The following is a 22,795-nucleotide window of genomic DNA, read 5'->3' as shown; positions in this document are numbered from 1 at the left end:
CCGTTCATGCTTCCGCTTCTCACCGTTATCACTTCAACCATTTCATCTCTAAACACTTTTCCCGGTTTTTCTCCCTTTCAGCATCCCAGTTGCAAGCGCCGTACCCGAGAAAATCGCCAACGCACCCAACAGCATTCTTGCTGTCATGGTTTCATCAAGGAACATTGCTCCCCAGATTGAAGCAAACAATGGAATGAGAAACGTCACTGTAATGGTATTCGCAGGGCCTACGCGGCTGATTAAGCGGAAAAACAGGACGTATGCAAAACCTGTTGAGGCAAAGCCCAACACCATCGCAGAAATCCACCCCGCGGTATTGGGCATGGTTTCAGGCCAAAACAGAATTCCTAAAGGCAACAGCACCACGGTCGAACCCAGTTGGCTGCCCGTCGCGGTGACAAGAGGAGGAACTCCCGTCAAAAAGCGTTTCGTGTAGCTTGCGGAGATACCATACATCAGCGTTGCCCCCAGCACTGCGAGAACTGGCCAACCTAAGCCTTGCGCACTGAAATCGAGCTTACCCCACACCAAGATCACAACACCAACTACGCCCATTAATAGGCCAAGCACACGGTTTTTTGTCATGGATTCGCCTAGCCAAAAATAGGCAATAATTGCTCCCCATATCGGCGTTCCCGCATTCACAATCGATGCAAAACTGCCAGAGACGCTCATCATAGCGTAAGCAAAAAGCAAGAAAGGAACCGCTGAACTAAATAGCCCAACAGCGCAAGCATGAAACCAATGCTGTTTAAATACTCCCAATTGGCCTTTGAGGATGAGAAAGGGCAAAAGGAGTAAAGACGCTAAGCCAACCCGAACCAAAATGAGCGCAAAGGGACCAAAGGATGGCACTGCGTAGCGAATAAGTATAAAGGAGCCACCCCAAAGTGCTGCTAGTAGCACTAAGTCGAAAGCGTCTTTACGGTTCATTTCCATGATGTATCCTGATCTTAAGGTTGTTTGGGTATATATCGTATGACCATAATAATCGCGCTAACGAATATCTCTCGCCGAAATCGGCCATTTCAAAAAAATCAGAAAAACATCCACAGCGGTTAGAATTCTTATCCAATATCGTGAGCACTCTAACCGCATCAAAGATCGAAAGAAACTGCATTCAAACACACTCTGTTTTGTTTTTCACACCAGCAATAGATGGAAAATTGATAGGAAGCATCTAGTTTTAATATTGAGACATTTGTTAGTGGGACAAGAGATGAACAAAGACAGACGTATTTTGGTCGTTGACGACTCTTTCGCCATCTTGGAGGTGGTGGAGAACATGTTGAACGATCTTGGGTACAAACATGTCACTCGCTTTTCATCGTCGGTCGAAGCGATTGATGAGTTACGGCATTTTCCCACTAAATATGACATTGTGCTCACCGACCTAAACATGCCAGACATCGATGGAATGGGCGTGATCCGAGAGCTCGGCAATATGAGTTTCAAAGGTGGCGTTTGCATTATTTCTGATCTGGATGTGCGGATTATTGAACTCGCGGCGGAAGTTGCTCGCCAACAGTTTATCTGTCTGCTTGGTAACGTGTCCAAGCCGTTAAAAGTAGAAGCTTTGCAGCTGATTATTGACAGAATGGACCAAATCGAAGAACGCCGATTTACCAAATTTAAAAAAATGCGCAAAGAAGAGTTGCTCAACTGCATCATGCGCCACCAAGTCATACCCTACTATCAGCCTAAATTGAACCCTCTAAATAACCGCGTCGAAAGCCTCGAAGTCCTCGCACGCATTCGACTTCCAGGCGAAACAGATGCCGTGCTGCCTGGTCGCTTCATTCCCACCGCCATCAAACATGATTTGATGGATTTAATGACCATGCAATTGGCCGAAACGACCGCCAAAGATATGTCAAAGCTGTCAGAGATATTCGGTGACAAGGTCAAAATCAGCATTAATTTGTCTGCGCAGCAATTGGCCGACTTAGAGATCCCCAACCGCCTCGAAAATCTCTTTGAAGCAAGAGGGATAGATAAGACACGGGTGGTACTGGAAATTACAGAAGAATACGCACTCAAAACGTCCGAACAGATGGAGTCACTCAATAGACTTCGCATCAAAGGCTATGGATTGTCGATGGATGATTTCGGCACCGGCTTCACCAATATTCAACAGCTACGCAGTTTGCCTTTTACGGAAGTCAAAATTGATAGAACACTGATCAATCACATCCATCAAGATCAATTCAGTCAAGTGATCGTTCAATCACTGGCAGAAATCACTAATTCATTTGATGTGGATTTGGTCGCTGAAGGTATAGAACATTTTGAAGATCTGGACTATCTCTATTCCAGATACCCCGGCATTTTGCTACAAGGCTTTTTGATTTGTCGGCCCAAGCCCGTTGAAAGCTTGGGTAGCTGGTACAGCAGCTGGTTAAAAGGTGTTGGAGCAACTCTTGCGACCAATGGAACAAGCAGCTAAGCCCTTTAAGCTAAACACTGATTGTTCCGCATAATCACGAATCAATCCATCGCCATCTATCAATGCAATATATCAATGCAATATATCGGCGCAATCTCTTCCAGCGTTTATGGCACACCAAACCCTTTGCTGGCGACCCAAACCCGATACCACTGTTCACGACTCGGCGCCAAAGACATCGCTTCCAGCGCCGATTTCACTCGCTCAATTTTACCAGACCCTACGATTGGCAATGGCTTGCTAGGTAAGCGATGAACAAATGCATAGATCACCTGCTCTAGCGTGGCATCCAATTCTTGAGCTATCTCACTCAACGTCTCTCTCAAGCGAACGGCCTGCTCTGAATTGGAATGGAAAATATCCCCGCCTGCCAAACAAGACCATGCCATTGGCCTTACCCGCAACTGCTGCATTAAATCCAAAGTGCCATCATGGGCGACGTCAACGTTGATAGGGTTGATTTCAACTTGGTTCGTGACCAAAGGTTTATCTAAGCGCGATTGAAGCAATGAGAATTGACTTGGCGTGAAATTAGACACACCAAAGTGTTTCACTTTGCCAGCAAGGTGTAGCTTTTCAAACGTTTCAGCCACTTCATCGGCATCCATTAAACAATCAGGACGGTGAATAAGTAGTACGTCGAGACTTTCTACACCGAGACGTGACAAGCTATTGTTCACAGACTGGGTAATGTGGGATTCACTGGTGTCATAGTGATTAATCTTACGCTCGGGCGCCGATTTGCTGACCAAATGAATGTCGCACTTAGACACGATTTCCATCTTATCGCGTAGACTTGGTTCCAGTTTTAACGCCTCCCCAAACAAAGCCTCACAACGATAGTCACCATAGATATCAGCGTGATCGACAGTGGTAATGCCCATGTCTAAGTGTTGCTTAATGAACGTGAGTCTTTCTTGCGCTGACATGTTCCATTCAGCCAAACGCCAGTAACCCTGAACCAGCGCAGAAAACTCTGGCCCATTTGGTGCAATCACTACCCTTTCCATTTTCGCCACACTGAACACTCCTACATTGACCTACAAGTCTAGGTCCAAAAAAATACGTATTGTCGAGAAAAATGCCATCTGACATGTCTCGCAGACTATCAGTGTCTTTTCGTAAGTTATATGGTATTTACTACGAAGTGTGAGCTTCATAATCACACTCGAGCAAGGAATCGAAAGAGTTCGCCAGAACAGAACATAGGGACGCGCAAAATGAAAACAATTGGTTTGATAGGCGGCATGAGTTGGGAGTCGACCGCAACCTATTATCGACTCCTAAATCAGATGACCAAGGAGACATTGGGTGGCCATCATTCGTCGAAAATAATACTAAGCAGTGTCGACTTCGCGGAAATTGAGGCACTCCAACGCGCTGGCGATTGGGACGCTTCCGCTCAGATTTTGGTGAAAGAAGCGCAGAAACTGGAAACCGCTGGTGCAGATTTTGTCATGATTGGCACCAACACCATGCACAAAGTAGCGCCTGCCGTGCAAGAAGCCATAACTGTTCCCTTACTGCACATTGCTGACGCTACCGCGGACAGGTTAAAAATCGACGGTATTAATCACGTCGGACTGCTTGGCACACGATTTACGATGTCACAGCCCTTTTATAAAGATCGACTCATCGCGAAAGGGATTCAAGTCACTGTGCCGCCAGAATGGCACCAAGACATTGTTCACGAGATCATCTACCAAGAACTTTGCCAAGGAAAGGTAACGGCACACTCTCGCAAGCAATACTTATCTATCATTGACGACCTCAAAACACACGGTGTAGAGGCAGTCATTCTAGGTTGCACCGAAATTGGCTTGTTAGTGCAGCAAAAACACACCTCAATGCCGCTTTATGACACAACAGAGTTACACGCAGCAGCGGCCGTAAAACTTGCGCTTGAAGAATGTTAAGGGAGTAACAGGGTGACAATAAGAAACGCGACCATTTCCGATTTGGATGCAATCAACGCGATTTACAACCACTATGTGTTGGAAACTGCCATTACGTTTGATTACGACACTTGGACACCAGAACGCCGATTTTTGTGGTTTGAGAAACTGACAAATAGCGATGGGTATTACCACGTATTGGTCAAAGAAAGCCCTGAAGGCGAAGTGATCGGGTTTGCTTATAATGGTGAGTTCCGAGAGAAACTGGCGTATAAGATCAGCAGCGAAATTACCATTTATCTCGACCACGAGTACCGCGCTAAAGGGTTAGGATCTGAACTCATGACCGCCTTACTTGCGAAGATGGACGCATCGGCGATACGTCGCGCTTATTCGGTCATTACTCTCCCTAATCCTGCCTCTCTGCGCTTACATGAGAAGTTTGGCTTCAAGCAAGTGGGATTGTTAACAGATGCTGGCTATAAGTTCGAGCAATATTACTCTGTGGCAATATTAGAGAAATCAACACATCATCAATAATGTCATTCCGCTTCATGTTCATTATTTCTTCCGTTTTATACATACCCAAACAACCTCAAGATGGTTTGGTATTTCAGGCACGTACACCCAAACGTGCCTCATTCCCTGTGAAACTCACTCAATATACTTGGGTATGACACGCGACCCGACACCAATAAAGCAGACAAAAAGCCTTAAATAACTGACATTTCACACTGTTTTCCCATTTTGATTCTAATTTTGCAATCACAACACGCTTACTGATATAAATATTTATCCGCAAATTCATAATGTTAAATGTACATTGTGAGAAAAAACGATCAATCAACAATATAAGGATGAAAATTCCCTACAATTAGAGATGTCATATTTGAATCATATGTTTCTTTTTTTGGGAGCAGTGCAACATGAAGATCTCTACCAAAATAAAAGTCGCTTTTGTCGCCATGAGTGCGGCAGCCGTTGTATTAACTGCAGTTTTACTTACGACGATAGCCAGTCAAACATCCAGCGATGCATTGAGATTCCAAGTTAAAAACCAATTGATGTCTGCTCGCGAGGTTAAAAAAACCGAGATAGAGCGCTACTTCGATACCATTGCCAAACAGTTAACAAATCTCGCTAATTCGACGATGACTGAAAACGCGATAAATCAATTTTCGAAAACCTTCCAAAGCGTGTCAACTGAAGCGCTGTTAACCCCCAATCAAGCGGAAAAACTAAAAAACTATTACGTAGATGAATTCGGCGCCACCTTTTCTGAAACCAATGGTGCAGCGGCAAATGCGCTTCAAAGACTCGAAGGCATTGGCTTAAACGGACAATTGCTCCAACAAGCCTACATCGGCATCAATGAGCATCCTTTAGGCAATAAGCACTTGCTTGATAAAGCGGCAGATGGCACCACCTACAGTGACGTGCACGATGTATATCACGGCAACTACCGCACTTTCCTCGAATCTTTTGGGTACTACGATATTTTCTTGGTAGATAACTCAGGCAATGTCGTCTATTCCGTTTTCAAAGAACTCGATTACGCAACCAATCTGATTGATGGCCCATACAGTGACACAGGTTTAGCCGAAGCCTTTACCAGCGCAAAAGAGTTAGAAAAAGGCGCATTCAGCTTTATCGACTTTGCTCCCTACTACCCTTCTTATGACAGCCCAGCATCCTTTATTGGCACACCCGTGGTACAAAATGGCACCACCTTAGGTGTGTTAATTTTCCAAATGCCGATAGACAGCATCAATGCAATCATGACCTACAAGGGCGAATGGATTGAAGATGGCATGGGGAACACAGGTGAGACCTTTATTGTTGGCCCTGATAATCTCATTCGCTCTCAAGCCCGCATGCTGGTAGAAGACAAGCAAGGCTATTTAGACATGCTTCGCGCTACAGGTATCCCTTCCGCTATTGTTGAACGTATTAATTTGACCGAGTCATCATCGGGTCAACAGCGCATTCAATCTGAACACACTACTGCAGCGCTGAATGGTGAAACAGGGTTCGTCATGGGTATCAACCATGCAGGAAAAAACGTGTTTGCTGCTTATCGTTCTGTTTCTATTCTCGGAAAACAGTGGGCGTTGGTAGCAGAAATGGAAGCGGCAGAAGCACTATCTGATGTCACTTCTTTGAGGGCGTATTTACAGCAAGTGGCGTTTGCCATTGGTGCAGCATTAATCGTGTTGTCATTCATCATCGCGTGGTTTGTCGCCAACAGCATCAGCAAACCCATTAGCGAACTCACTTCTCGCATTTCACATATTGCAGAAACCCACGATTTAACCGTTAGATTGAATGCCAAAGGGAAAGATGAGATTGCTCAACTGTCCCATTCAATGAATAACATGTTGGAAGATTTCCTCGGGGTGATCAAGGGGGCAGATTCCACCGTTAAAGCACTTGGCACCGCGTCAGAGAACATCAAAAATAATATTGATGCCATGAGAAGTGAAGTCGATCATCAATCTGCTAACTCTAATCAGGTCGCCACTGCCGCGACAGAAATGAGCGCATCGATATCCGAAGTCGCGAATTTCGCTAATAGTGCTTCCGCGTCGTCAGAAAATGTCGTGCAGTCTGTTCGCCAAAGTGCCGATGTGGGACAACAGTTAGTGGATGCGATTTCACAGCTTTCTAGCCGCATGGGTGACGCAACAGCGTCGATGCAGCAGCTGTCGGCAGAAAGCGACTCCATTGGCTCTGTGCTCGATGTTATTCAGGGAATTGCCGAGCAGACTAACCTACTCGCATTGAATGCCGCTATTGAAGCTGCACGTGCTGGCGAACAAGGTCGTGGTTTCGCCGTTGTTGCGGACGAGGTACGTTCGTTGGCTATTCGCACCCAAACATCAACCGAAGAGATACGCGCAAAAGTCGAATCACTACAAAAAGAAACCAGCAAGGTGGTGACTGGCATCAGCGGCGCGAATCAGTTTGTTGCCAGCAGTGTTGAGAACTGTGACAAGAACAATGAAATGCTAGATCAAATTGCCAGCATGGTGACCGATATCAATGATATGAATACACAAATCGCTACCGCAGCGAATGAGCAATCTACGGTCACGGAAGAAATCACAATGAACGTTAACAATATCGCGCGCTCTGCAGAATCCGTGTCTGACCGAACTCACGACACCGATACCACGGCGCATAGCATTAACGAACAGGCGCACAAGCTGACTGAGCAGATTGGTATGTTTAAAATTGCCTAGTTCGAACGAAACAAAAAAAGGCCAGCATCAATGCTGGCCTTTTTGATTTTTCGCGGTCTATTCAACCGCTTCTAAGGTTTCCTGTATTGGCGAGTTCAACTTAGAGGCCTCACCAAAACCACGCAGACCAACAACATGCACGTGTTCTTTATCATTAAAGATCTTACGCACTAGCTTGTAGGTTGTGCCTTGCTCTGGGCTGATATTCTCAGGTGCCGCAATTAGTAATTGCATGTCTAGACGATGACATAGCTCGAACAAGGTCGAGATAGACTTCGCATCCAAACGTGCTGCTTCATCAAGGAACAGCAAACGACATGGGATAACATCTTTACCGCGCAGGCGGCGTGATTCTTCTTCCCAGCTCTGCACAACCATCAGCAAGATGGCCTGACCCGTACCAATCGCTTCACCGGTCGACAACGCACCGGATTCAGCACGTAACCAACCGTCAGTGCCACGGTTAACTTCAATGCCTAGCTCCAGATAGTTGCGGTAATCCAACAGTTCTTCGCCCAAGATCTGCGGCGAACGCTGACCCATATCGATATGTGGGTTCAAACGTTGGAACAACTTCGCCATCGCCTCTGAGAAGGTCAGACGGTTGTTGCCGAACAAGTCTTGGTGCTGCTCGGCATTTTCGGCCAATCCAGCAAGGAGTTGTGCGTGAGTATCACGAATGGAAACGTTAAGACGTACACCCTTAACCTGACCAAAACCAATGTTCGACAAACCTTGGTTCAACAAACGAATGCGGTTCTGTTCACGCTGAATGGTTTTACGAATAATGTTCGCCACCGATTCAGAGCTGATCGCCAAGCGTTTCTCACGTTGTGTCAGTTCTTCAGTAAGGCGACCTAGTTCCACTTCCATTTCTTCGATCGCTTCGACAGGATCGTCTGTTCGGATAATGTCGTGGCGAATGCGCTCACGAAGATGCTGATAAACCGCCACGTAGAACAACACTTTTCGCTCAGGACGTGCCATGTCTTCTGACGCACGCAACGCATCACGCAGTGTTTCATTGTCAGAAACGGCGAGACGCAACGCACCGAGTGATTTATCTGACAATGAACGCAGTTCATCAGCTGACATGTAGGCCATTTCACGGCGGTTAAGTTGCTTTTCAACGCCGCTGCTACGCGCAATTTTAAGCACTTCCACCCAACCCGCTTTCGCGTTAACCACGAAAGTACGCAAGTCAGAATACTCTTTACTCACTTTCTTCAGCGTTTTGAGCAGCGACCTCATTTCCAGTTCAATAGAAGTGAGACCCTTTTCAAGTTCACTCTTACGCTGACGAGACTGAGACAGTTGCGCGTTCAATTCGTCACGACGAATGCGGGCACGCTCTTCTGCTTCAACATCGGCGCGAACACCAAGCTCAACCAATTCGCGTTTGAATTCTGCCACTGTTTCTTGCTTGGCTTGGTGCGAGCTTTTCAGTGATGCTAGCAGTTGGTTGTATTGGTTAACTTGATCGCGAACCTGTTTAACGTGTTCACGTGAACGGGTACGCGCACGTTCAGCATCAATCAATTTCGCTTTCAGCTGTTCATTCAGCTCACTGCTCTTATCAAGCAGTGCGACGGCATCTTGGTAACCGAAGTGATGACGACGCTCGACCAAATCAGACAGTGCAAACAGCTTTTTCTTAAGAAGTTGCAACGCCTGATCAGCCTGCAAATACGATTGATTCAGTGCATCAAATTGTTCTGGGTCAGCGTCCAGTGCCGACACTAGCGGCTCTAGCTCAGCCAACGCTTTACCGTGTTCACGCGTAAATTGACGCGCTTCGTCCGCTTGCGACAAACGCAAAACCACTTCTTCAAGACGCGCTTCAATCGTTTCGTCTTCCAGTGCATTCACCACATGCTGAAGCTTGTTCAGCAGCGCGATGGCGTCTTTTGCACCGGTTAGCTGACTACGAACCTGTTGTTCGTTATCACGCAGTTGACCTAATTGACGCTGAACGCTGTTGCGTTGTTCGCGCAATGCCTTCAATGCGGCTTCTGGATCTTCGTTAAACGCCACGTTCATGTGGTGAGAAACGAACTGGTTAAAACTTTGGGTCAAGCGTTGTAGCTTCTGCGCATCAAACGAGGCTTTTGCGTAGTCTTCTACCAACTCTTCACGCTTCTCGCGCAGATTCTCTAGGCGATGTTCACGCGCAGCGCGACCAAACAAAGGCACTTTCGGGAAACGAGAATAGCGAAGCTGGCGGTCATTAAGATGAACGCAAACCGCGCCTTCCATCTCATCCGCATCAAACACGTTATCGTCGAAGCCATCGGCTTCACCTTCAATTACATACAGATCATCTGGGCAATCATCGATATCGACCAGTTTTTCTTTAATGCCTTTCAGATCAGGAACCACAATGGCGTGACGCGCCGGGCCGTACAACGCAGAAAAGTACGGCGCATCTTCCATCGTGATGTCATCGTAAATCTCAGAAAGCAGCGTACCACCCAAGGTGTCGGCCAGTGATTGCAAACGCGCATCGCCGCTGCCACCCGGTTGTGCCAAACGCTCAATTTCCGCTTCTAGTGCTTGTTTCTCACCAGCCAGCTTGTCGCGGGTATCCAATGTTTGACGCTCTTTCACCATCACTTTTTGCATGGTGTCGAGAACGGCTTGGTTGTCGTATAAGGTTTCGCCAGACTGATCCGCAAGCTTTTCTAATGCTTCTTGCGCTGCGATCCATGCAGGCGCGACTTTTTCGAAATCAGCAACTTTAACGTTAATTTCGTTTTCGTTTCGTTGCAGTTCACGTACTTTTTCTGCTTGCTCGCCAACCGCTTCTTCGGCTGTCTCTAGACGCGCTTGCTGACGCGCCATTTCCAACTCGGCCAACTCTTCTGACTCAACTACCGTATTAAACTGACGCTGATACTGTTCAGATAGTGTTTTTGCCTGCTGGAAGCTACGCATTTGACGCTCAAGGTCGCGATGCTGTGCGCTCAACTGATCGGTATTGTTAGCAAGGTTTGCAAACTCACGGCCTTTTGTGATCACTTCACGCGCTTTGGTACCCGCATTTTGACGTGACACATCACCCGCTATGCTGCGTACCAGTGCTAAACCACGTTCAAATTGTTTTGCTGCCGCCGATGACAAATCCAGCTTGTGCTTCAAGCTAAGAAGTTCGCTGGTTTGCGTTTCTTCGTCGGCTTTAAGTGCACCCAGTATTTCAGCGGCATTGTGCTGTTCAAGTGCATCATTGCCCGTCAAATCTTGCGCTTTCTCGAGCGCTTTAACGGCCTGTTGATACTGAAGCGCACGGGTTTGCTGCATATCCAGCGCTTGTTGATAATCCGCCAGTTGCGTTTTTAGGCTATCAACTTCTTCTTCGCTGAGATGGGCTTGCTCTTCGGCGATCGTCAGTTGTTCAGTGGCTTCTTCCACCACCATCATTTGTTCTTCAAGACGAACCGCAAGCTCTTCCAAATCTTCTTGGTAGCGCTCAACTTTCTCTTGTTGGCGAACGGCTGTCTGAACCAATTGCAGGTGATCAGACGCCGCTTGATAATCTTGCTCTAGGTGAGCTTGACCGTCTGTTAACACATCAAGTTCATCGGTCATGCGACCAAACGTGCCTTGAAAATCATTAAGCTGACGACGAGAGCCCAGTAGCTCACCACGACGTTGCAATGCCAGTTCGAGTTTCTTACGACGCTCGTTGGCATGACGCATGTAGTCAGACGCCACATAGTTGGTCGATTCAGTGATCAGGTGCTTGAACAAATCACGGTCACGTTGCGTCAGCTTGATCGCTTCTAGCGTCATGCGGTTTTCGCGAAGCGCCACTTCCATGTCTTGGAAGGCTTTCTTCACACCACCGTTTTGCGGCAACAGGTAATCACGTAGTGATTTGGTGATCGCACTTGAAATACCACCATAAAGCGAGGCTTCAATCAGGCGATAGAACTTAGAACGATCGGTTTGATTACGCAGCTTTTTCGGCAATGCGCCAAGCTCAAACATTTGCGCGTGGTAATCGGTCACAGACGCAAACGCTTTGTAGTGCGCGGTTTCGTATTCTGCTAACGAATCTTTAACGTCGTTTAACTGGCGTACACGCACCTGATTAGCAGACACGTTCTCAATCAAAATATCGGTTGGCTTAACGTGCGAAGGCAAGCCTTGAATGATGAAAGGTTTGATGTCGACCTTTTTGTCACGACCCGCTACTTGCTGCAAACGCACACCAAACAGAACGCGTTGATTACGTGAGTTCACCACATCAAGCGCTGCGTAACAGGCACCCGGTTTGAGTTTGCCGTGTAAGCCTTTATCACGAGACGCCGTTGAACTGCCCGCTTCCGTGGTGTTACGGAAGTGAAGCAGGCTTTGGTCTGGGATCATGGCTGTGATAAATGCGGCCATCGTGGTCGATTTACCGGCACCGTTCCCCCCTGACAGCGTGGTGACCAGATTATCAATGTCAAAGGTGCGGGCAAAGAAGCCGTTCCAGTTGACCATGGTCAGCGATTGAAATTTACCGCGCTGGATCATGCTTGAACCTCCTGATCATCGATTGTTGATTCGTCGACTTCAAACTCATCGTTCTCTTCATCATTGAGCAGGCTCGACTGCGCATGTTCTTGCAAGTGAACAACGGCTTCACCATCTCGAATCAAACGCAATTGCGCTTCACGAGCATCATCGCCAGAACGTACGTCTGCACCAAAGCGGAATGTGGCTTCACTAACGCGGAATTTTCCGTTCTCACCAATTGGCACAATCATGCCGAGGCGACGAAGACGACGCAGTGCTGTTTTCACCTTGTCATACAACTTGTCACGATCAAGGTCTGAACCGCTGGCGCGCAATGTCACCAACTTCATCAGTTTTTTCTCATCTGCCAAGCTGAGGAGCTCATCAAACAACTCTTGGGTGGTGAAAATACCTTCCTGCGCCAAACGTTCAGGGCTCAGGTAAAGGAAGCACAATACTTTACCCACCAGCATGTCTAGCTCAGACAGAACACTCCGACCTATCAATGAAGTAGAACGAGGACGCAGGTAGAAAAAGCCTTCTGGCGCACGCACTAATTCAGCGTTGTAGCGCTGATAAAAATGCTGCAGCGGTATTTCAAACTCAATCAGGTAAGCGTGGTTATCCAAATCTTCGCTGGCAATATGGCGGCCAGCACGCAGCGTGCTATCCAATGCAGGAAACAAAGGATTGGCAATCGCTTTCGCCAGTTCCTCTGGCATAAATTCTTCAATATTTATCGATGACATTCGCTTGTACCTTGGCTCCATATTCGTTAATTGCCTGCCAATCCGGTTGGATCGCGTTTAGATCAGATTGTGAATAACCCAGGCGTACGGCCTGATTAATCACGATTCGAGCCAAATCAAAATGGCGTGCTTGTGGGTGTTGAGCCAGATAGTTTTTCAAAACAACGCCCAAATCGATGCCTTCGCCTGTCGTACGATGGCGAGATAACATGTCACCGATTTGATCGCCCAATTGGTCGCTAACCACAGTGAGTTCTTCAAACTCGACCTCTGCGGGCATTTCGCCCATCACTTCGTCATCACGAAGCACTAACGCCTCATCACGCATATCACGTAGGCGCTCAGCATCCGCATAGGTCAGGAACCACGGGCTATCGAAGTATTCTGTCACCGACTGACGTAAACGCTGGCTAAACGCGCGGTTCTTGTCCATGTCGATGGCATTACGAATAAATTTGTGTACGTGGCGGTCGTAACCGATCCACAGGTCAATCGCTTGCTGGCCCCAGTTAATAATGCGGTCTAGCTTCATTTGCAGGTTGTAGAGCATGGCATCAACGAAATCGAGATCGTCGCGACCGAGCACTTGTTCCTGGATATTCAGAAGCTGGGTTTGCAATTGGTCACCCGCAGATTGCAAGGTGTCTTGCAGTTCACGCAGGGTGCTGGAGGTTTCATTCAGCAATTGCTCACAGTTTGCAATGGCGGCTTGCCAGTCTTGGTTTAACAGCTCAGCAATATCGTTTTTCACTTTCTGCTGCTGTTCGTCCATGATGCGTTGATTCAAGTCGATACGGTCGAAAATTTCGGCCACAGAATACTTGAGTACGCCATAAACATTTTTACGCCAAAAGTCGGCATCGCCATCTTCTGATGCAGCCGACAGGGCTTTGTCGATCTCGTCTGCAACCATTGAAAGCTGAATAGACAGCTTCAATGAGCTGTATTCGCGATGACGCGCATAATAATCGCTGATACCCAGCGCAAGCGGTGTAAGACGATAGATGCTCGCACCGTCTGTCAGTTCGCTGGTAAAGCGACTGATCAGGCGACTACGCACCAAATCGTTAATGGCATTGTTCGCGCGAAAGGCAATCGTTTCGCTAGCTTGATCGAATTGGTCACTCACAATGCGGAATGCATCGACAAGTTCCCCTTCCCCTAGCTCCTCCTCATATCGCTCGCTGCTTAATACAGCAACGGCAAGGAGAAATGCCAGCCGTTCCGGCGGCAGATTGAGAGAGAAGTCATTCTGTTTCACCCAACCGACCAACTCAGGAACAGTCTGAGAGAATTCGCTCATCCGTAATCCTTGTTGTCTATTTTCTAATTATTTATCGAGAGGTCTCTGCGCCCAAACATGGATGTAGCGACCTAACGATATAAAAGGTTCCTGACGGCAGAGTTTTTGCTCCATCGCCACAACCTGTTCAAAGGTGTATTCGCCCATTCTTGTGTCTTTCATATAGTCATGGAACGTGCGTACACCACTTTTTCCCAAAATATTAAAGCCAGCTTCTTCTATCCATTGATAAACATCTTCCGGTGGAAGACCTTTTTGAGGCTGTAGTTTGAAGCGTTTTCTATGCGGCATTCCTTCCTCCACGTGGGTGAGGTTGCCGCAAATCAAATTTTTGAACAGTAGGCCATTTTGGTTGTAGAACATCACTGACGCAATGCCACCAGGCTTTACTTGCGAAAGTATGACATTGAGTGCTTCGTGCGGGTCAGCCAACCATTCCATCACAGCATGAAAAAGCACCAGATCCGCTTTTTCATCCATATGCTGTGCGATTTCCTGCACGGGCGCATGAACGAAGCGATAGTGCGTTAGAAGCCCTGCCGCATCGATATCTTTTTCCGCCAACTCGAGCATCTGTGAAGAAAGATCACACAAGGTGACGTGGTGGCCGCGATGTGCAATTTGCTGCGAAAGCTGCGCCAACCCGCCTCCGGCATCCAAAATGTCCAGTGGTTTGGATTCACCCAGTCGTCTTAAAATTGATTCGAGATCTTGCCAAACAACGGCTTGGCGGATTTCTCCCTTGCCGGAACCGTAAATGTTTTTAACAAATTTGTGGGCAATGTCGTCGAAATTTCTATCCTCAGTCACAGCGCCTTCGTTATCATATTCAGTAAGGGGGTTATTTTCGCACAAGACTGCCGTTAATAAAGGTTTGATGTACTTATTAGCCCCTGTTTGACTATATTTCGGGCGACATTTCATGTTTGAACTAAAAAAACTCGTATCAACTTTACTGATGCCCTTGCCTGCACTACTGCTTATCGGATTTTTTGGCCTTTTTTTGATTTGGTTCACGCAGCGTAAAGGGTTTGGCTCGTTCTTGGTTTTCGTTTCACTGCTGTTAATTGGTGTGGTGTCTTTTCAGCCGTTATCTTCATCGTTGTTAATGAAGCTTGAAAGACAATACACCCAATTTTTGCCCCCAAAAGAACCTGTCGATTACGTCATGGTGCTGGGACACGGACATGTTGTAGATGATGAGATTCCTCCCACGTCAGAATTGTCACGTGTGGCATTGATGCGCTTGGTGGAAGGTATTCGTATTCACTTTATGTACCCAACCTCAAAACTGATCTTATCTGGCTATGATGGCGGTTATGAGGTGAGTCATGCTCGTATGCTGGCTCGCGTAGCGATGGCGATGGGTGTGAATAAGAACAATATCCTTTTGCTGGAAACCGCTAAGGATACGTGGGAAGAAGCTTTTCAGGCGGCATCTGTGGTAGGGAAGAGCAATCTCGTGCTGGTCACTTCCGCAAGTCATATGCCTCGCGCGCTTTATGATTTCCAAAGTGCAGGACTAAATCCTATTCCAGCACCAACGAACTACATGGCACAAAAAGAGATTCAGCAACCATGGATCAAATATAGCCCTCGCGCGCAGTATCTTGAGCAGTTTGAACGTTTCTGGCATGAGCGCTTAGGGCAACTTTGGCAACGTCTTCGCGATAAAGTGGCACAGCAAGAAGCGGTGTTTCAAGCTGACCCTGTTACCTCTCCAATGCCAATTGAGACAGTGGAACCCGTCTCAGACGCTGAGCTGAATAACATCGTACCTTCGACTTAACCATGGATGCTCTGGCAAGCATTTTGTCGACAACGCACGTATAAAAAAAGCTGCCCGATGGCAGCTTTTTTTATACGGCTCACAGTGAAACTCACTTATAAATTGCTAACCAACTGTCGCACAACTTCAAGGTCTTCCTGTGTATCCACCCCTGCAGGCGGCACTTCAATCGCGACATCCACATGGATTTTCTCACCGTACCAAAGCACACGTAGTTGCTCTAGGCATTCAATGTGCTCGATCGGGCTTGGTGCCCAGTTTATGTAAGTATTAATAAACCCTGCACGGTAACCATAAATTCCAATGTGGCGCTTCAGATTATGGTGAATTTCAGCCGGAGCTTTGGCGAAGTTATCGCGATCCCATGGAATCGTCGCACGGCTGAAATACAAGGCATAGCCGTCTTTATCCGTCACCACTTTCACGGCATTAGGATTGAACACTTCATCAGCATGATCAATGTTGACGGCCAGCGTAGCCATCGGCGCTTCGCTTTTCGCGAGGTTCTCCGCCACCTGACGAATCACACTCGGCGGGATCAGTGGCTCATCACCCTGCACATTGATAATGATTTCATTAGCATCAAGATTGTACTTTTCGATAACTTCAGCAAGACGCTCGGTACCCGATTGGTGATCTTCGCGTGTCATGCATACTTCTGCCCCGAAGGCATTTGCAGCATCCACAATACGCTGATCATCGGTGGCGATAATGACCTTGTCTGCCCCCGACTTCATGGCTTGCTCGTAAACCCATTGGATCATGGGTTTGCCACCAATATCTACCAACGGTTTTGCAGGCAAACGACTGGACGCATACCGAGCAGGGATCACCACGGTAAATTTCATTGCTTAACCTCGTCAGATGACATCTCGCGCGCTTCTGTCGTCAGCATGACAGGAATGCCATCGCGGATCGGATACGCCAAACGGTCAAACTTACAAACCAACTCGTTCTTTTCTTTGTTGTAGTTAAGCTTTCCCTTGCACGATGGGCAAGCTACGATTTCAAGCAGTCGGTGATCCATATCCATCCTTCACTTTCTTAATGGTATTTATGACGTTGGCAGTATCATCCGCATTGAAACTCGCATCAACGGGTAAATACCACCAATTCTCAATTTCAGGGTGCTGTTGCAGCATTGCGCGGCATTTGACAGCGTCTTTTTCTGTCATCAGTAAATGCTCGCCTTTCTGCGCTAACGCCGCGAGTTGATCAAACTCAAAAGCTTTGTGGTCGGCGAACGGCTCACAATGAACGGGGGTTAAGCCTAATTCATTGAGCGTATTAAAAAATCGCTGTGGATTACCGATACCTGCCATCGCCACCGCATTATTGATGCTGCCGGCTAAAATCCGCTGACCCGTTTTCAGGTTCACCAACTCGCTCGGCTCAAGCGTCATAGCAATTTCACCTAAATGAACATTTTGGCCATTACAAATCACAAAATCCACTGCGTCTAAACGATCGGGCTGCTCTCGCAACGGACCCAATGGCATATAGTGGCCATTACCGAAGCGGCGCTCGCCATCGACAACCACGAATTCGATGTCTCTTGCCAGCTTATAGTGTTGGAGCCCATCGTCAGTGATGACAATATCCACGCCGAGCGGCAATAGGGCTTTAACGGCGTCACTGCGAACAGGCGAAATAGCAACCGGTACGCCAGTGCGTTGATAAATCAACACGGGCTCATCACCTGCAGTATCTGTGCTCGTCATCTCATTGAGTACAAGCGGATAATGTTCGGCATTGCCGCCGTAACCACGAGACACCACACCAGGGTTCATTCCCAGCGCTTTGAGTTGCTCCACCAGCCAGATAACAACAGGGGTTTTCCCATTGCCACCGACTGTGATGTTACCCACTACGATCACAGGTACAGGGGCTTTATATGCCCCATTGCTATCATCAAGGAATGCTTTGCGACGCTGACGAGCAATCACACCAAACACTTTGCTCAGCGGCCACAGCAATGGGGCGCCAATCCATCCTAGCGGGTGGTTTTCAAACCAAATTTTTTCGACCAAACCCGCCAAGCGTTATTCTCCGAATTGGATACGATAGAGCTGCGCATACGCGCCGTCTTTTTCCATCAGTGCTGCGTGGTTGCCACGTTCGACAATTTCGCCTTCATCGACAACCAAAATTTCGTCTGCGTTTTCAATCGTCGACAAACGGTGTGCAATGACCAATACGGTGCGATCTTTTTGCAACTCATCCAATGCCGCTTGAATTGCTCGCTCTGATTCGGTATCCAGCGCTGATGTGGCCTCATCAAGAATCAGAACAGGCGCATCACGCAACAAGGCGCGCGCAATCGCAATACGCTGACGTTGACCGCCAGATAAGCTCACGCCATTTTCACCAATGACAGTGTCAAAACCATGCTCCATGTTTTTAATGAAGTCACTGGCGTAAGCAAGCTCTGCTGCGCGTTCAATCTCTTCGCGCGTGTATTCCTCTTCCGCTGCATAAGCGATGTTATTGGCAATGGTGTCGTTAAACAGGTGAACATTCTGAGAAACGATCGCAACCTGCCGACGGAGGTTGTTAAGGGTGTAATCTTCAATGCGCACGTCATCAATCGTGATTTCACCACTATCAATGTCATAAAAACGGGTCAGCAAATTGGCGATGGTGCTTTTACCTGAACCGGAGCGCCCCACCAGTGCCAGCGTTTTTCCGGCCGCGAGTTCAAAACTCACGTGATTCAATGCTGGGGTGTCTTTCGTTGGGTAGGTAAACACCACGTCTTTGACCTTGATGTCACCTTTCACACGATCCACTTCATGGGTACCGTTGTCTTTTTCGGTCTCCATTTCCATCAATTCAAACAAACTATTACATGCAGCCATGCCGCGTTGGAACTGAGACGTCACATTGGTCAATGCTTTCAAAGGTCGCATCAAGCCAAACATGGCACCAAACACAACGGCAAAAGTACCCGCAGTCAGTTCTGAGCGAATGGCATCGGTGTTGGCCAGCATCAATACCGCAACCAACGCAAAGGAGGCAATAAGCTGAATCACAGGGTTAGCAATCGCCTGCGCTGAGACCAGTTTCATGGTTTGCTGGCGCATTCCGTTGCTGACGTTTTCAAAGCGTGCTTTTTCGACTTCCTGACCGCCAAAGCTCAATACCACTTTGTGGCCTTTCAGCATTTGCTCTGCGGATGACGTCACTGACCCCATGGCGTCTTGCATGTTAGATGAAATTTTACGGAAGCGTTTTGACACGAAGCCAATCGCCCAGGCGACCACGGGGGCAATAATCAGCAAGATTGCGGAGAGTTCCCAGCTATAGTAGAACATCAAGGTCATCAGACCGATGATGGATGCGCCTTCACGAACAAGGCTAACCAATGCGCCACTTGTGGCGTTAGCAACTTGTTCAGAATCATAGGTAATGCGAGACAGCAAGGCACCGGAAGATTCTTTATCAAAAAAACTTACTGGCATCTGCATAAAATGGTTAAACATACGGCGGCGCATCACCATCACGACGTTTCCGGATACCCATGAGAGGCCATAGGCAGACACAAAGCTAGACATGCCCCGAATGAGCATTAAACCGACAAGATAAAATGGCATCATTTTGAGGAAATCGCCCTCTACGCTGTCGTAGGTAAAGCCTTCATCCAATAGTGGCTTTATCATTGAGAGCATGAGCGTGTCACTGGCCGCGTTGATCACCAACGCGATAATGGCAACCACCAACCCTAGTTTGTAATTGGCAATGTAGGGCCACAGCGCTTTGAAGGTTTCCCGAGTGGATTTATCTTGGTAATTTGACATTTTATTTGCTTATATTTCTGCAATTAGCGGGCATTCTACTCTTTTCTTTTAGGGCGTCCAAACATCTTGCGGTACCAATATGGCTCCAGATCAAGACGATGGCTAAGAACGCGCCACCCCTTGTTGGAAAAATAAACGCTCACCTGACCATGCTTTCCCGTTTCATACCACGCAATGTTGCGTTCTTTATAGCGCGCAACAACCTCAGGGTTAGGCAAATTCCAGGGGGTATATCGACCCGTAGACGCAATAGCAACGCTCGGGTCAACGTGATCAATAAACAAAGCAGAGGATGACGTTTTGCTGCCATGGTGTGGAACAATCAGGACTTGAGCATTCAAATCATCATTTTGCTCAACCAAATACGCCTCGCCTTCGTCAGGCAAATCCCCCGTCAGTAAAACCGTATTGACACCATCGGTGACGCGAATAACACAGGAATCAGGATTTCTCGCTTCATCCGCCAGCATCCGCGGATACAGCACGTCAAAATAGAGTTCTTTCCAACGCCATCTTTCTCCGCGCTGACAAGACAGAAACGCAGGATTATTTTCACTGGATCTCACCCATTGGGGTGCCAGCTCTGTCACCACCCATTCGGATCCTCCTGCATGATCGTTATCACGATGGCTGAGTATCAATCCCGTCAATTCACTTCCTCGCGACTGCAGTACTGGATGAACCACACTTTCTGCAATGCTGCCAGATTCCCATGCCGCACCTGTGTCATACAAGATCGCTTCACCATCCTTCTCGACTAGCACGGCTAACCCATGACCCACATCCAGCACTTCGACTCGCCAATCAGCGCTTTGCTTTGCGCCATTTCCCCACGTGAATAGGACGATGAAGACAACGGACAATAGCAGCGAGGAGCGTTTTACATTCAGCGTCGCGGCAAGCACCACAAATAGAATAAAAACCACCAGCCATAGCCAAGAAATACGGCCGATATCCAACCAACCCGACGCAAAGGTCTCTAACGAGAATAACAGTGGAAACAAAGAAAGATCAGCCGCCGCCCAAAGCCAAGTCGCAGACATAAACGGCGAAAGCAGCAAAGCCAACAAGATGAGCGGAACAGTGACCAAACTGATAAGTGGTACGGCGAAGAGGTTGTAAATAATAGCAGTAACACTCACGCCGCCAAACCATGCCCACATAAAGGGCAACATACCGAGAGTCAGAAAACACTGCATACGCCACAGTAAACGAAAGTAGCGCGTAAGCGATGTCCACAACGCCTCAATCGCGCTGTCGTTGTTTCCTTCATGAATGTCGCCTATCTCTTCTCTATCTTCCCTTTTTTCGCCAATCAAGGACATCACACAAAGCACAAATACTGCCCCAAAAGAGAGCCAAAAACTTGCCGAGAAAATTGATAACGGATCGGCGACCAACACCACCGACAATACAATCAAAAAGGTGTTAAAAGGACTGACACTAAACCCGGTCTGACGAATTAATGAAAAGGTTGCCAAAGCAATCAACGCGCGCTGTGCCGTCATGGTAAACCCGGCCATCCAGGCATAACCTAATGCACACAGCAGCCCCACCAAAGCGGGCAACCACAACCCTTTGTCATGTCGATGGATAAGCGGAAGGATGATTCTTGTGACCCTGTCACCAAAAAAGAAAGCGAGTCCAATATGAAGGCCAGAGATAGCCAACAGATGTGCAAGCCCAGTATCACGAAGCTGAGTCCAATCAGCGCGTTGGAGCAATGAGCGCTCACCAAAAGCCAATGCCACCAGATATCGTGAAGAAGGCAAATCGCTTAGCTCAATCTGGACTTTTTCAAATAGTCGCTGCCGATATGAGGCAGTATCGTCTATGATCTTTGCGGTAAGTACGGAGCCTTTCGCATGAATGTGACGTGATAAAAAGTAGGTTTCAGCGTCAAAGCCCGCTTCGTTGAGCCGTCCATAAGGCTCTCGCAATCTTGCTGTTATCTCCCAGCGTTGACCTTGCTTCAATGGGTCGTCACTTCGCCAATAGAGTCGCACCCGAAATGTCTCAAAATTGGTTAGTTTGCGTCCATTCACCGTGTCGACATCAAAGATTACACTTGTTTGCTGTTTTTCCGCGGTAAAAAGACTGCCAACTTTTCCTGCTATGGTAGTATTCTGAGCCACTGTCAGAGCGGAAATGGTTTTATATTTAAACAGTGCCGCAGAGCTGGATGCCACTAGACAGCCAAGGGTGAGACCAATGAAAAACACGGAAACGTGCTTTCTTAGGGCGAGCAACACGACAAGAACAATGAAACAGGCAACCACCATGGTGCTAATTTCTGGAATGTCTGGCCACCATTTGAGCGTGACTATAGCCACCACGATACCAAGCAATACTTTCATGCTGGTGTCGATTCCGTGTGAAATGAAGATCTATGCCAAGAAAAATATTTAAAAAGTTTCTCCCCAGACACGACGTGATTCGCAAGCAAAAGGCGCTCGCGGTCTTCGGCAACCTGCTCTATGACCCGAACCTTTGGTGTTTGAATCGACGCTCTGCATCCGGTGCATTCGCCGTAGGCCTTTTTATGGCTTTTGTTCCCCTTCCCAGCCAAATGATCATGGCGGCAGGTCTTGCCATCATGTTTGGGGTTAACTTGCCTCTGTCGATTGCATTGGTTTGGATCACTAACCCCGTCACCATGCCTGTGATTTTCTACGGTTCGTACAAGGTTGGCGCTTGGTTGCTGGGAACCCCAGAGCTTCATTTTCATTTTGAACTGACGTGGGATTTTCTGCTCAGTCAAATGAATCAGATCGGCCCTCCATTCCTACTCGGTTGTTTCGTGTGTGGTATCTTCTTTGCCATCATTGGTTATTTTGGTGTCCAAGGACTTTGGCGTTACTCCGTGGTTCGCAGCTGGCAAAAACGCCGTTTGCGTTTGCCTAAAATCAAAGCACTAAAGAGAAAGAATCGAGATATACCCGAGTAGCTTCTCCGATTAGGTGCTAAAAGCACTACTCAGTTGTCATTCGGCTTTACAGACAAAAATACCCCGCATTAGCGGGGTATTTTTTTAATTATTCATTGGCTGCGACAGATCAGACGCTGTGACATCT

General features: G+C 47.6%; 17 protein-coding genes. 6 read left to right on the top strand and 11 right to left on the bottom strand.

What is annotated here, in order from left to right; translation table 11 throughout:
* Positions 1 to 48: 48 nt before the first annotated feature.
* On the bottom strand, positions 49 to 939 hold the full coding sequence (locus AB8599_RS06700) for a DMT family transporter (RefSeq protein ID WP_407332967.1): 891 nt from the start codon (positions 937 to 939) through the stop codon (positions 49 to 51).
* Between the two features lie 280 nt (positions 940 to 1,219).
* Here AB8599_RS06700 and AB8599_RS06695 point away from each other — a divergent pair, with 280 nt between their 5' ends.
* Positions 1,220 to 2,446, top strand: coding sequence for an EAL domain-containing protein (locus AB8599_RS06695; protein WP_407332966.1), 1,227 nt, complete (start codon positions 1,220 to 1,222; stop codon positions 2,444 to 2,446).
* Between the two features lie 107 nt (positions 2,447 to 2,553).
* Here the strand turns inward: AB8599_RS06695 and AB8599_RS06690 are convergent, their stop codons facing one another.
* Positions 2,554 to 3,456: an aldo/keto reductase family oxidoreductase gene (locus AB8599_RS06690; protein WP_407333190.1), complete on the bottom strand. Its 903-nt coding sequence runs from the start codon at positions 3,454 to 3,456 to the stop codon at positions 2,554 to 2,556.
* 210 nt (positions 3,457 to 3,666) lie between these two features.
* Here AB8599_RS06690 and AB8599_RS06685 point away from each other — a divergent pair, with 210 nt between their 5' ends.
* From AB8599_RS06685 to AB8599_RS06675, 3 genes are all read left to right on the top strand, one after another.
* Positions 3,667 to 4,362 (top strand): aspartate/glutamate racemase family protein, encoded by a 696-nt coding sequence (locus AB8599_RS06685; protein ID WP_407332965.1) that lies wholly within the window; start codon positions 3,667 to 3,669, stop codon positions 4,360 to 4,362.
* Between the two features lie 12 nt (positions 4,363 to 4,374).
* Positions 4,375 to 4,881: a GNAT family N-acetyltransferase gene (locus tag AB8599_RS06680; protein WP_407332964.1), complete on the top strand. Its 507-nt coding sequence runs from the start codon at positions 4,375 to 4,377 to the stop codon at positions 4,879 to 4,881.
* Positions 4,882 to 5,267: 386 nt separating this feature from the next.
* Entirely contained in the window at positions 5,268 to 7,583 is a 2,316-nt protein-coding gene (locus AB8599_RS06675; RefSeq protein ID WP_407332963.1) for a methyl-accepting chemotaxis protein, read from the top strand.
* Positions 7,584 to 7,640: 57 nt separating this feature from the next.
* Here AB8599_RS06675 and mukB read toward each other — a convergent pair whose 3' ends face one another.
* From mukB to cmoM, 4 genes are read right to left on the bottom strand one after another with little or no spacing between them, the layout of a single operon-like run.
* Positions 7,641 to 12,101: a chromosome partition protein MukB gene (gene mukB, locus AB8599_RS06670; protein WP_407332962.1), complete on the bottom strand. Its 4,461-nt coding sequence runs from the start codon at positions 12,099 to 12,101 to the stop codon at positions 7,641 to 7,643.
* Positions 12,098 to 12,832: a chromosome partition protein MukE gene (gene mukE, locus AB8599_RS06665; RefSeq protein WP_407332961.1), complete on the bottom strand. Its 735-nt coding sequence runs from the start codon at positions 12,830 to 12,832 to the stop codon at positions 12,098 to 12,100. The genes mukB and mukE overlap by 4 nt, the downstream gene beginning before the upstream one ends.
* Complete coding sequence (gene mukF / locus AB8599_RS06660; protein WP_407332960.1) at positions 12,813 to 14,135, bottom strand: chromosome partition protein MukF; 1,323 nt, start codon at positions 14,133 to 14,135, stop codon at positions 12,813 to 12,815. The genes mukE and mukF overlap by 20 nt, the downstream gene beginning before the upstream one ends.
* A 27-nt stretch (positions 14,136 to 14,162) precedes the next feature.
* Entirely contained in the window at positions 14,163 to 14,945 is a 783-nt protein-coding gene (gene cmoM, locus AB8599_RS06655) for a tRNA uridine 5-oxyacetic acid(34) methyltransferase CmoM (protein ID WP_407333189.1), read from the bottom strand.
* 112 nt (positions 14,946 to 15,057) lie between these two features.
* Here cmoM and elyC point away from each other — a divergent pair, with 112 nt between their 5' ends.
* The gene (gene elyC, locus AB8599_RS06650) at positions 15,058 to 15,924 is read left to right on the top strand and encodes an envelope biogenesis factor ElyC (RefSeq protein ID WP_407332959.1); all 867 of its coding nucleotides are present in this window, start codon (positions 15,058 to 15,060) and stop codon (positions 15,922 to 15,924) included.
* Between the two features lie 95 nt (positions 15,925 to 16,019).
* On the opposite strand, the gene kdsB is transcribed toward elyC, so the two are convergent.
* From kdsB to AB8599_RS06625, 5 genes are read right to left on the bottom strand one after another with little or no spacing between them, the layout of a single operon-like run.
* A complete protein-coding gene (kdsB, locus tag AB8599_RS06645; RefSeq protein ID WP_407332958.1) occupies positions 16,020 to 16,772 on the bottom strand; it encodes a 3-deoxy-manno-octulosonate cytidylyltransferase in 753 nt (250 codons plus the stop codon).
* A complete protein-coding gene (locus AB8599_RS06640; protein WP_407332957.1) occupies positions 16,769 to 16,951 on the bottom strand; it encodes a Trm112 family protein in 183 nt (60 codons plus the stop codon). Before AB8599_RS06640 ends, kdsB begins: the two co-directional genes overlap by 4 nt.
* Positions 16,932 to 17,963 (bottom strand): tetraacyldisaccharide 4'-kinase, encoded by a 1,032-nt coding sequence (lpxK, locus tag AB8599_RS06635; protein WP_407332956.1) that lies wholly within the window; start codon positions 17,961 to 17,963, stop codon positions 16,932 to 16,934. Before lpxK ends, AB8599_RS06640 begins: the two co-directional genes overlap by 20 nt.
* Before the next feature lie 3 nt (positions 17,964 to 17,966).
* Positions 17,967 to 19,721, bottom strand: coding sequence for a lipid A ABC transporter ATP-binding protein/permease MsbA (msbA, locus tag AB8599_RS06630; RefSeq protein WP_407332955.1), 1,755 nt, complete (start codon positions 19,719 to 19,721; stop codon positions 17,967 to 17,969).
* Between the two features lie 35 nt (positions 19,722 to 19,756).
* Entirely contained in the window at positions 19,757 to 22,078 is a 2,322-nt protein-coding gene (locus AB8599_RS06625) for a DNA internalization-related competence protein ComEC/Rec2 (protein WP_407332953.1), read from the bottom strand.
* Between the two features lie 32 nt (positions 22,079 to 22,110).
* Here AB8599_RS06625 and AB8599_RS06620 point away from each other — a divergent pair, with 32 nt between their 5' ends.
* Positions 22,111 to 22,668, top strand: coding sequence for a DUF2062 domain-containing protein (locus tag AB8599_RS06620; RefSeq protein WP_407332952.1), 558 nt, complete (start codon positions 22,111 to 22,113; stop codon positions 22,666 to 22,668).
* Positions 22,669 to 22,795 lie beyond the last annotated feature (127 nt).

Origin of the sequence: Enterovibrio litoreus, assembly GCF_045679545.1 — a bacterium.
GTDB lineage: Bacteria > Pseudomonadota > Gammaproteobacteria > Enterobacterales > Vibrionaceae > Enterovibrio.
This window is presented reverse-complemented; position numbering and strand designations above follow the sequence as displayed.